The sequence below is a fragment of the Nioella sp. genome (assembly GCF_964229645.1).
GTDB lineage: Bacteria > Pseudomonadota > Alphaproteobacteria > Rhodobacterales > Rhodobacteraceae > Nioella.
The window spans coordinates 32119-42216 of sequence record NZ_CAXREX010000146.1 but is presented as its reverse complement, the minus strand read 5'-3'; the positions used below and the strand labels follow the sequence as shown (position 1 = coordinate 42216).

The following is a 10098-nucleotide window of genomic DNA, read 5'->3' as shown; positions in this document are numbered from 1 at the left end:
TCCCGAACCGGGTACCCTCGCACCGTGATCTGATGCACCGCATCCCGCTTGAACTCGTCGCTGTAGTTGCTTGTCCCCATGTCGGCCTCCTCGCCTCAAAGTTAGGGGGCAAAGCGTCTACAAATCTAGGGGCACCTCAGTTTTGGTGGTGCCTACTACAACTCCGCGAGGCAGTTGCGAGCCCACTTTGGAGGTGCCGAGAGGTTGACGAATGTGTAAACAGCAACCAGCGCGCCACGTAGACGTCAAATCTCAGGCTGTGATTTAGCTGGAATAGCGGACCTCCGAGCAGGCCGTGGACCATTCGGTCACTGAGCAACTACCGGGAAGACAATAATGAACATCGCCGCGACGCTGCTGGTGACGCGGCGATGTTCATTATTCGGAGGAAATCGTCGATCCGCTTCGCAGCTGTGTACGAAGTGGGGGCGCAATTATAAGCGCCATTATCGCCAACATGATCGCGAGGGTCAAAGGCCGCTCCAATAGAAACGAGAGAGAGCCGTCGATCAGCAGCAGTGAGCGACGTAGGTTCTCCTCTGACAAACGCCCTACGACGAAGGCCGGCACCAGCGGGCGCCATCGGATATTCGAGTCAGCGCAGGATGACGGCGACCAGAGCGATGAAGATCACTAGAAAGATGTCAAACCTTGAGAAGCTCACCAAAATACATTGAGGCGAAAGGAGTGCAGCGCCTGCGACCGGATGCTGCGTCAGCGAAGGCCGAAAATCCAAGGTCAGGTTTATCCCGCTTTACAGATTTCTGATCACGGGTAGGTGCGTGACAGTATCGTGCAGATAGTTTGGTCATCTCAATTGTCGGCGCAGAATTACCACGATCGACTAGAAGAAGAGCAGGGCCCGCGACACGTCCATCACCAGGCGGACCCGAAAAGCTCGACTGATGCGTTTTGTGCGCATAAAGTTTGGTTTCAGTCTCGCAAATGCTGGTGCCACCATGGCCAGGATCGCCGTTTTGGGTTTTCTACTCGAAAGCAACCGGTTCGCGCCGAGGACGCATCGCGCTGATTTTGACCGTCGAACATGGCTTGTAGGTCAGGAGATCCTGTCGGATGCCGCCAGCGATGCGCCGCGGCAGGGGGCTGAGATTCCGGCGTTTCTGGAGGAGGTTTGGAGCCATCTGCATGCGGAGGTGTTGCCCGTTCTTGTGGCTGGTGCAGAACCAGGTGGCCCCTTGGGCGAAGACGTGCTGCGTACTGTCCTGGGCATTGTACGTGGTCGATTGGCTGAACTGGGACCGATTGACGGGGTTTATGTCGCCAGCCATGGCGCGATGGTTGGCGTGGAGACTCTCGACCCCGATGGCGCTTTTCTAGAGGCCGTTCGCGAGGCCGTCGGGCCGCATGTGCCTGTCGTCGCGACGCTTGACCTTCATGCAAACCTTTCCGACAGGATGGCCCGCGCAGCCAATTGTCTGATCGGCTACCGCACCAATCCCCATGTCGATCAGGCACAGGTCGCAAGAGAAGCCGCGATCATCCTTTCCCGCATGATCAAGGGAACCAAGTTCCACATGCGCCACCTGCGTCTGCCATTGACACCGGCCAGCGTGACCTTGCTGACAGATGGTTCGGGGGCCTATGCCGATCAGGTCCGGGAAGCGGACCGCCTTACGGATGCTCATGGGATTGTCGCGAATGCCACCGTGCTCGGCGGGTTTGTCTATAGCGATACGCCCGACAATGGTGTGGCTGTTCTTGTCACGGCGACGGACCGAACGGTTGCCGAGCGCGAAACCGCACGGCTGGCCGGACAGCTTTGGGCCGAAAGACACCGGTTTACGCGGAAACTGACATCAATCGCGGAGGCCATTCAAGCGGTCACCGCTCAGGACGGCGCGAGATGGATCCTGTCGGATGCTGGCGACAATCCCGGCGGTGGTGGCCTCGGGACATCCAGTGATCTTATGCAGGCCTTGATCGATGCGAAGGCCGATGATGTGCTTTATGGGCTTTATATCGACGCGGATCTTGCGGCTGAAGCTACCTCTGCCGGGATAGGCGCGAGGTTCACTGCGCGGTTCCTGCGCAGCGGGTCCGACGGATTCGGAGTGCCGTTTGCCGCCGAAGCGGAGGTTGTTGCCCTGAGTGACGGATGCGTTGTCGGACGACGCGGGCTCGTCGCTGGCCGACGCGTGGATCTGGGGCCGACAGCTGCCTTAAGAATCGAAGGCATGACAGTGGTTGTCGCCAGCAACCGCAAGCAATGCGCCGACCCGGTCTATTTTGAACATCTCGGGCTTGATCCGAGAGATTTTCGGGCCCTGGTTGTCAAGAGCCGCGGCCATTTCCGCGCGGGGTTCGACGAGTTCTTCACGCCGGAACAGGTGCTTGAAGTGGACACGAAGGGTCTTACCAGCCCGGTGCTGAGCAATTTCGTTTTCAGCGGCTTGCCGCGCCCCGTCTATCCGCTTGATACGGATGCCGTCTGGTCACCTCCTGACTGGGCCATCCCGTATCTCGAAGCAATGGGCCTGTTGCGATGAGTTATCGTATCGCCCTAGCCGGGCTGCATATGGAATGCGCGACCTTCTTGCCGCATGTCACCGATCAGGAGGTTTTCGAGGCGGGAGCGGTACGTGGCCAGGATCTCATGGCGACCTTCCGCAATTCCAACACCGTCATGGGAGGCTTCCTGAGGATCCTTGATGCGGCCGGGGCGGAGGCTGTCCCGATCCTTCATGCCGATGGTGGGGCCGCAGGGCTTGCCGATCAGGCGGCGGTCGCGGCCTATCGTCAGGAAATCGTGGACATCATTGCGGAAGTGCGGGACGGTGTTGACGGGGTTCTGCTGCATCTGCACGGGGCGATGGTCACACAGGACGAACTGGACCCGGACGCGCGCACGCTCGAGGCGATCCGACAGGCTGCCGGGCCGGATATGCCGATCATGGTTGCGCTGGATTACCATGCCAATCTGGATGCGGGTTCCATCGCGGGGGCGACAGCGGCCTTCGGCTATCGGTACTCTCCTCATATCGACATGGGGGCAACCGGCGAACGTGCGGCGCAATGCCTGTTGAAGTCACTCAAGGGCGAAATCCGCCCCGCCATGGCATTGGCCAGGCCAGGGCTGATCCTGCCCTCAATCTTCTCCGCAACGGATCTTGTCCCCCTCAAGGGCCTTGTCGAGAGGGCGAAACGTGCCTCTGATGACGACGCCGGATATCGAGACGTGTCGCTCTTTGCCGGGTTTGCCTATGCGGATGTTCCCAATTGCGGGGTGTCTGTCGTGGCGGTCGTCGATGGAGCGGTGGAAGAGGCGCAGGCCCTGGCAGACGACCTTTCGAAAGAGGTCGATCGACACAGGCAGGCCCTTGCCGCGCCTGTTCCGGTCTACGGGCTGGAAGAGGGTGTTGAAAAAGCGTGCGCCATTGCGGGCAGGTCAGATCGTCCGGTTGTCATCCTGGAACATGCCGACCGCGCAAATGACAGCACCCATGGGTTGCGCCATTTGCTGGCCCTTTCCGACCAGATGCGGATTGCGGTGCCCTTCCTCTGGGATCCGGGGTCGGCGGCAGAGGCCATCGCGGCAGGTCAAGGCGCGGAGGTTGAGCTGTGCCTTGGGGGGCATTCCGCTCCGAAAGCCGGAGGTCCGGTCCAGGTGACGGCGCGGGTGGATGCCGTGAAACGGGATTTCAGATATCGCGGCACTGGGGAGATGCGAGCGGGCAGCGAAGTCCGCTTGGGGGACAGCGTTCTACTGGATGTAGGTGGCATAAAGATCAGTGTCACAAGCCTGTCACAGAGTGCGATCGACTTTGATCCCTTTCTGCAATTCGGCCTCAATCCGGCGGATTTCGACATCGTCTTGTTGCGCTCGAAAACGCATTTTCGGGCCGCCTGGGACAGCTTCGTCGCCGCAATCGTCATTATCGACACAGAGGATTACGGACCAGCCGATATCTCGACACTTCCCTATAAACACGCACGCCCATAGCCCGTCAGGCCCCTTCAAGTCCTTCTATTGATCCGGTTGCCTGCTGCCTTGCACCAGCGGGAGGGGAAAAAATGCTACCCGTATCCGGAAAATTGCGTCTAACGTGAACCATGCCTGAAAAAAGGTGCCCCCAAGAGCACCCTTTAAAGAGGGCATGGAACCGTTGAAAACAGGGAGTTAATGCAATGTGGAAGTCATTGTCTGCCGCAACGCTTGCGGCGGGGATGGTATTGGGCACAGTCGCCCATGCCGAAGATATTACGATTGCGGTGGCGTCCGAGGTTACGGCCATGGACCCGCACTACCACAACACCGGCAACAACAACCAAATCGTGGGACTGATCTACGATCGCCTGCTGCATCAGGACAGCAGCCAGCAGCTTGGGCCGGGCCTTGCCGTCGAGTGGGGACCGATTGCCGATGACGTCTGGGAATTCCGGCTGCGCGAGGGCGTGACCTTCCATGACGGCTCTGCCTTCACGGCCGAAGACGTGGTGTTCAGCTACGAGCGTGTACCGAACGTGCCCAACAGCCCGTCTTCCTTTGCGACTTATACCTCCGGCATCGCCGAGATCATCGTTGTCGATGACCATACCATTCAGTTCCGCACCAATGGCCCGTACCCGCTGCTTCCGATCGACCTGTCCACCATTCAGATCATCAGTTCGGAAAACCCGGAGGCGACAACAGAAGAGTTCAATGCCGGCACCGCCAGCATCGGAACTGGTCCGTACAGGTTCGTGAGCTACACCCCCGGCGAGAGCATCGTGCTGGAAGCCAACCCGGATTATTGGGACGGCCCTCCGCAGTTTGATACCGTTACCTATCGCCCCATCAGCTCTGACGCGGCGCGCGTTGCGGCGCTTTTGGCAGGTGATGTCGATGTGATCTCGGGGGTTCCGACATCCGATATCGCAACGCTCGAAGGCAATCCCGACATCGTTCTCAGCCAGGGCGTGTCAAATCGGGTGATCTACCTGCATATCGACAGCCGTCGGCCCTATTCACCCTTCGTGACCGACAATGATGGCAACGAGATCTTCAATCCCTTCCAGGATGTGAGGGTGCGGCAAGCCATCTCCATGGCGATCGACCGCGAAACGATCGTGGAAGAGGTGATGGAAGGTATCGCGATCCCCGCGGGGCAGTTGCTGCCGGAAGGATTCTTCGGTGTTTCGGACCTGATCGAGGTGCCGGACTACGATCCGGAAGGCGCGCGCGAACTGTTGGCCGAGGCCGGGTACCCGGATGGCTTCCGCCTGACGATCCACGGCCCAAACGACCGCTACATCAACGATGAACAGATTGCCCAGGCAATTGCACAGATGCTGACCCGCGTCGGTATTCAAACCGAAGTCGAGACCATGCCCCGGTCCGTCTATTTCGGCCGCGCAACAGGGGACGAAAACGGATCCGAGTTCTCCTTGATGCTTGTCGGTTGGGGATCTGGCACCGGTGAAGCCTCGTCGCCGCTGCGCGCCCTTTTGCACACGCGTGACGATGATACCGGCCTTGGCCGGACCAACCGTGGCCGCTATTCGAGCGCTCCGTTTGACGCAACCCTGCAACTTGCGCTGAACACCGTTGATGACGATCTTCGCCAGGAACTGCTCGCGCGGGCCACTGAGATTGCCATGCGTGAAGTCGGGCTGATCCCGACGCATTTCCAGGTGAACACCTGGGCCACGCGCGCGGGACTTCGGTACATCCCGCGGACGGACGAATACACGCGTCCGACCAATGTGGTGATCGAATAAGTGACCTGATGCGGGCGGAGGGTTTCGGCTCTCCGCCCGTCCGCTACCAAAGGACTGCTTTGTCTCCTCGGTTTTTGGAGGGGGCCACGTTAGGGACAGATCCGCGACCATGACGGTTTTCATCATCCGCCGATTGATGCAGAGCATCCTCGTCATCCTAGTCATGACAGTTCTCGTGTTCGCGGGGGTCTATGCGATCGGCAATCCGGTTGAAATCCTCATCAGTCAGGACGCCACTGAGGCTGAGCGGGCTGCCGCCATCGCCCGTCTCGGTCTCGACCGGAGCCTTCCTGAACAATATCTCGCCTTTCTGGGCAACCTGCTCAGGGGTGACCTCGGCACTAGCTTCGTCTTTGGCGAACCCGCCCTGCAACTGGTGCTGCAACGGTTTCCGGCAACCATGGAACTTGCCCTTTGTGCCATGGTGATTGCGATTTTCATCGGCGTTCCATTGGGCCTCTACGCTGGCCTGAAACCAGAGAGCATCGGCGGGCGCACCATCATGACCGGATCAATTTTCGGGTTCTCACTGCCGAATTTCTGGCAAGGTCTGATGTTGATCATGCTCTTCGCCGTGATCCTTCAGTGGTTGCCCGCCGGTGGCCGCGGGGAACGCGGTGAGTTCCTGGGAGTAGAGAGCAGTTTCTTTTCCTGGGATGGCATAAGTCATCTGATCCTGCCGGCGATCAATCTGGCCCTGTTTAAGACGAGCCTCGTCATCCGCCTGACCCGCGCCTCGGTGCGTGAGACGATCAATCTGGATTATGTGAAGTTCGCCCGAGCAAAGGGTCTTCGGCCCCGCCGCGTCATTGGCCTGCATGTCCTCAAGAACATCATGATCCCGCTTGTCACCATCATCGGCCTCGAGTTCGGCTCGGTCATCGCCTTCGCGGTCGTGACCGAGACTGTGTTCGCCTGGCCCGGTATGGGAAAACTCATCATCGACAGCATTTTCCAGCTCGACCGGCCGGTGATCGTCGCCTACCTCATCGTGATTGTGTGCCTGTTCATCACCATCAACCTCATCGTGGACATCCTCTACGCCATCCTGGACCCGCGCGTCCGGCTTTCGGACCAAAAGGCATGAGCAGCATCGAACTCGATCCCGGCACCGCGTCGGCCCCCGACCAGAAACCGGTCAAACCGGTGCCCCCTGCGGTGCGTATCGCACGGGATTTCGTTGAAAGCCCGCTTGCTGTGCTCGGGCTGGTGATCTTGCTGTGCGTCATATCAATAGCGATCCTTGCTACAGTCATCGCTCCCCAGAACCCTTACGATCTGTCTGAAATCCGTCTGGAGGACAGCCGTCAGCCACCTGGTTCCCTTAGGATGACCGACCCGTGGGAAACCGATCTGATCCTCGCCATTGACCCGACGGCCGAAGGTCGAACCGAGATCACCTTCCCGGATGAGGCGCCCTTCGATGGCGCGGTGCTATCCTGGACCCGGGTTGATGGCGAAAACGCCGTGGCGGTTCGCCTTGTCTTCGACCCGGCACTGGACAGTGTTCCGCTAGAGCCCCTGCGGCTAGACGAATTGCCGCGTGGTGCGGATCTCAATGTCGGAGAGAAGCATAGTTTCCGGTCGTTCTGGACTGTCGAGCCTGCGGATCTTGAGGAATTCACGATCTCCTCCAGCCGTGCCCTGGATCAGCCCTTCGAGCTGGAGCTGGCCGTCCATGGGACAGAAGGCGAGACGATCATGACCTATTGGCTGGGGACGGATGGTCAGGGGCGCGACATGCTGTCGGCGATCATGTATGGCCTGCGCACCAGCCTTGCGGTTGGCGTCGTCTCCTGCTTCTTCGCCATGATCATTGGCCTTAGCCTGGGCATGATAGCCGCCTTTTTCGGTGGCAAGATCGAAACCGTGATCATGCGCATCGTAGATCTTCAGCTCAGTTTCCCGACGATCCTTGTGGCCCTGATGCTGCTCGCAATCCTTGGCTCAGGTGTCGAGAAGGTCATGCTGGCACTTGTAATCGTTCAATGGGCTTACTTTGCGCGAACCGCCAGATCGGTGGCCCTGGTTGAACGCAGCAAGGAATATGTGGAGGCCGCACAATGCCTCGCACTGTCCAAGACCCGCGTTATTTTCCGGCATCTGCTGCCGAACTGCCTGCCACCGATCATCGTCGTCGCGACCGTGCAGGTAGCAAATGCGATTGCCCTTGAAGCAACCCTGTCCTTCCTGGGGATCGGCCTTCCGGTGACGGAACCGAGCCTTGGCCTGCTGATCTCCAACGGCTTTGAATACATGCTGTCCGGTCGCTACTGGATCAGTGTCTATCCCGGTGTCGCCCTGCTCATCACGATTATCGCCATCAACCTTGTGGGGGACCGTTTGAGAGATATCCTGAACCCGAGGCTGAACCGATGAGCCTGTTGAGCATCGACAATCTGAAGACCCATTTCTTCACCAAGGCGGGCGTGGTGAAGTCCGTCGATGGTGTCTCGTTCGAGCTCGATCGGGGAGAGATCCTTGGCATTGTGGGAGAGAGCGGATCGGGGAAATCTGTGACCGGATTTTCGATCATGGGCCTCGTCGATCAGCCCGGCCGGATCGTGGAAGGGTCCATTCGCTTCGATGGTCAGGATCTCGTGGCATTGCCGGAACCGAAGATGCGCGACCTGCGCGGACGCCGGATCGCGATGATCTTTCAGGACCCTATGATGACGCTCAATCCCGTCCTCAGGGTCGATACCCAGATGATCGAAGCACTGAGGGCGCACGGAAAATGGACGGATGAGGATGCGCGGCAAAGATGTCGGGACGTGTTGGGGCAGGTCGGCATTCCCAGCCCGGATGAGCGCCTGAAAAGCTATCCGCACCAGTTTTCGGGCGGTATGCGTCAGCGTGTGGCCATTGCGATTGCCCTTCTGCATCAGCCGGACCTGATCATCGCGGACGAGCCGACGACGGCGCTTGATGTCACCATCCAGGCACAGATCCTCTACGAAGTTCAGAAACTCGTGGCCGAACACAACACGGCGATGATCTGGGTCACCCATGACCTTGCGGTGGTGGCTGGCCTCGCGAACCGGGTGGCGGTGATGTATGCGGGGCGGATCGTGGAGATGGGCACCACCGAAGAGGTCGTGAACCGGCCCTTCCATCCCTACACTTCCGGCCTGATCGGCTCTGCCCCGTCCCGGAATGCGCGTGGTACGCGGCTGACCCAGATCCGGGGGATGGCGCCCTTGCCGATGAACCTTCCGGCCGGTTGCGCGTTCCGGCCAAGATGCGACCGCGCCAGCGAGGCCTGTGCAACGTCACCCGACGCCACGACACCCGAGGGCGATCACCTTGTCCGGTGTCACCATCCCCTTGGCGTCGGACAGGACCGGGGGACGGCTGCATGACCACTCCGATCATTGAACTGGAAGCCGTGTCCAAGCGGTTTGTGAAGAAGCTCGACATTGCCGAAAAATTCGCTCGCCGTCTTGGGGCCAAGGTCGAGGAACACACGGTGCACGCAGTGGATAACGTAAACCTGTCGATCATGCCCGGGGAAGTGGTTGGTCTGGTCGGGGAAAGCGGCTGCGGCAAGAGTACGCTTGGCCGCTGCGTGGCGGGGGTCCATATGCCCACGGAAGGGATTATCCGGTTTCTCGGCCAGGATGTCCAAACGCTTCGGGGCAAGGACTTGCTGGAAAGCCGGTTGAAGGTCCAGATGATATTCCAAGACCCCATGAGCAGCCTCAATCCACGGCTAAAAGTGTCCGATATCATCAGCGAGGCGCCCCTATTCCACGGCTTGATCAGACGTGGCGAGATAGAGGATTACGTTACGATGACCATGCAGAGGGTGGGCCTCGATCCGTCCTATCGTCATCGATACCCACACCAGTTTTCCGGCGGTCAGCGCCAGCGTATCGGCATCGCGCGTGCCTTGGCTGTTCAGCCAGATTTCATCGTCTGCGACGAGGCCGTCGCCGCGCTTGACGTGTCGATCCAGGCGCAGGTTCTGAACCTGTTCATGGATCTGCGCGAGGATCTGGGGCTGACATATCTGTTCATCAGCCATGATCTTGGCGTAGTCGAGCATCTCAGCGACCGCGTGGTGATCATGTATCTGGGACGGGTCGTCGAAACGGCACCGACGGAAGAGCTGTTCGCTGCGCCGAACCATCCCTACACACAGGCCCTGCTGATAGAGGCGCCACGCCTCGAAACGGATCGGCGGATCTACGCACCGATCATGGGGGAAATCCCGTCCCCGCTTGACCCGCCGAAAGGATGCCATTTCCATCCGCGCTGCCCCCATGCCACCGAACGCTGTCGGATCGAGGTGCCCGAGTTGAAGGAAATCTCACCCGGCCGCACCAGCGCCTGCCACCTGAACGACGGTTAGGTTTCGGATGGCGGGGGCGTATTCCT

Annotated in this window: 7 protein-coding genes; all 7 read left to right on the top strand. The window is 59.6% G+C overall.

Annotation, left to right across the window (positions count from 1 at the left end):
- The first annotated feature begins 905 nt into the window (after positions 1-905).
- Positions 906-2507 (top strand): M81 family metallopeptidase, encoded by a 1602-nt coding sequence (locus ACEQXV_RS09750; RefSeq protein ID WP_370268958.1) that lies wholly within the window; start codon positions 906-908, stop codon positions 2505-2507.
- Positions 2504-3961: a M81 family metallopeptidase gene (locus ACEQXV_RS09745; RefSeq protein WP_370268957.1), complete on the top strand. Its 1458-nt coding sequence runs from the start codon at positions 2504-2506 to the stop codon at positions 3959-3961. The genes ACEQXV_RS09750 and ACEQXV_RS09745 overlap by 4 nt, the downstream gene beginning before the upstream one ends.
- A gap of 185 nt (positions 3962-4146) precedes the next feature.
- Positions 4147-5718, top strand: coding sequence for an ABC transporter substrate-binding protein (locus ACEQXV_RS09740; RefSeq protein WP_370268956.1), 1572 nt, complete (start codon positions 4147-4149; stop codon positions 5716-5718).
- A 109-nt stretch (positions 5719-5827) separates the two neighbouring features.
- Positions 5828-6805, top strand: a complete 978-nt coding sequence (locus ACEQXV_RS09735; RefSeq protein ID WP_370268954.1) for an ABC transporter permease — start codon at positions 5828-5830, stop codon at positions 6803-6805.
- Positions 6802-8097 (top strand): ABC transporter permease, encoded by a 1296-nt coding sequence (locus tag ACEQXV_RS09730; RefSeq protein ID WP_370268953.1) that lies wholly within the window; start codon positions 6802-6804, stop codon positions 8095-8097. The genes ACEQXV_RS09735 and ACEQXV_RS09730 overlap by 4 nt, the downstream gene beginning before the upstream one ends.
- On the top strand, positions 8094-9080 hold the full coding sequence (locus tag ACEQXV_RS09725; protein ID WP_370268952.1) for an ABC transporter ATP-binding protein: 987 nt from the start codon (positions 8094-8096) through the stop codon (positions 9078-9080). The genes ACEQXV_RS09730 and ACEQXV_RS09725 overlap by 4 nt, the downstream gene beginning before the upstream one ends.
- On the top strand, positions 9077-10072 hold the full coding sequence (locus tag ACEQXV_RS09720; protein ID WP_370268951.1) for an ABC transporter ATP-binding protein: 996 nt from the start codon (positions 9077-9079) through the stop codon (positions 10070-10072). Before ACEQXV_RS09725 ends, ACEQXV_RS09720 begins: the two co-directional genes overlap by 4 nt.
- Positions 10073-10098 lie beyond the last annotated feature (26 nt).

Bases quoted from the DNA above. Each gene is read 5' to 3' on its own strand.
- ACEQXV_RS09730 (WP_370268953.1), top strand. From the start codon at position 6,802: ATGAGCAGCATCGAACTCGATCCCGGCACCGCGTCGGCCCCCGACCAG.
- ACEQXV_RS09745 (WP_370268957.1), top strand. From the start codon at position 2,504: ATGAGTTATCGTATCGCCCTAGCCGGGCTGCATATGGAATGCGCGACC.
- ACEQXV_RS09750 (WP_370268958.1), top strand. From the start codon at position 906: ATGCGTTTTGTGCGCATAAAGTTTGGTTTCAGTCTCGCAAATGCTGGT.
- ACEQXV_RS09725 (WP_370268952.1), top strand. From the start codon at position 8,094: ATGAGCCTGTTGAGCATCGACAATCTGAAGACCCATTTCTTCACCAAG.
- ACEQXV_RS09735 (WP_370268954.1), top strand. From the start codon at position 5,828: ATGACGGTTTTCATCATCCGCCGATTGATGCAGAGCATCCTCGTCATC.
- ACEQXV_RS09740 (WP_370268956.1), top strand. From the start codon at position 4,147: ATGTGGAAGTCATTGTCTGCCGCAACGCTTGCGGCGGGGATGGTATTG.
- ACEQXV_RS09720 (WP_370268951.1), top strand. From the start codon at position 9,077: ATGACCACTCCGATCATTGAACTGGAAGCCGTGTCCAAGCGGTTTGTG.